This is a genomic window from Salinimicrobium oceani (genome assembly GCF_012037645.1).
Map to the genome: position 1 here is coordinate 1 of NZ_JAAVJR010000105.1, position 771 is coordinate 771.

The following is a 771-nucleotide window of genomic DNA, read 5'->3' on the forward strand; positions in this document are numbered from 1 at the left end:
GTTGATCATCTTACTATAGTCCTCTTTTAGCTGTTCCAGTTCCTTTCGCAGCTCCCCTATCTTGTTCTGGTTCGTGGTTATTTCCCTGGTTAAAAGATTAGCCTGTTGATTGGTAACCCTGATAAGATTTTCTGTAGTACGTATCTGATGATCGAGGTCCTCAACCTGGGTAAGAATAGATTTTTCCTTTTTTAGATTCTTGGTACGCAGGTTATTGATCCTCTGGATCTCCTGCTGTAACTGCTGCCTGCGCTCCTCAAGCTCTTCCCGTTTATCTTGTTGAGCAAAAGTGTTTAGGCTTATCAAAAAAATACCTGTCAGCAGGCACTGCTTAAAAAGGACTTTTATTCTCATTCAATGGTAATTTCTTCGTAGCCCGAAGGTATTGAAAAAGGGAAAGACACGGGAACATTAAATTCAATTCCTCTAAAGGTCATATCTATACGGGTATTTTCAGCTCCATCATTCGCAAGTATCTGTATTTGCTGAGGAAACAACTGCCCTTCCACCTTTTGGTACTGCGGATATGTTACGGTTACACTTCTGTTTTCCCGGGGCTGTCCCAATTGTTGAGCCAGGGCTTTAAAATTTCCGGCATCTAAAAGGAACATGCGTTTTAGGAATTCATTATTAACAGCTTCTAATTGATAGCCCCTGGTAGATTCGGTAAGCCTATATCTTTCGTCCCTCAAGTCATAGATAGTTTGACCGAGCAGGAGATTCTGTACTTTCTGAAAATCGAGAGGAGTCCCTAATAGATCGCTCAACAAA

At 41.4% G+C, this 771-nt stretch carries 1 protein-coding gene and 1 pseudogene; both read right to left on the bottom strand.

Features of this window, described 5'->3' with window-relative positions:
* Nucleotides 1-354, bottom strand: a pseudogene (locus HC175_RS15675) (peptidase M23); the annotation flags it as partial.
* Nucleotides 351-771, bottom strand: a 421-nt coding sequence (gene lolB1, locus HC175_RS15680) for a lipoprotein insertase outer membrane protein LolB1 (RefSeq protein ID WP_168139378.1), incomplete at its 5' end; no start/stop codon positions are given. The pseudogene HC175_RS15675 and the gene lolB1, both read right to left, overlap by 4 nt.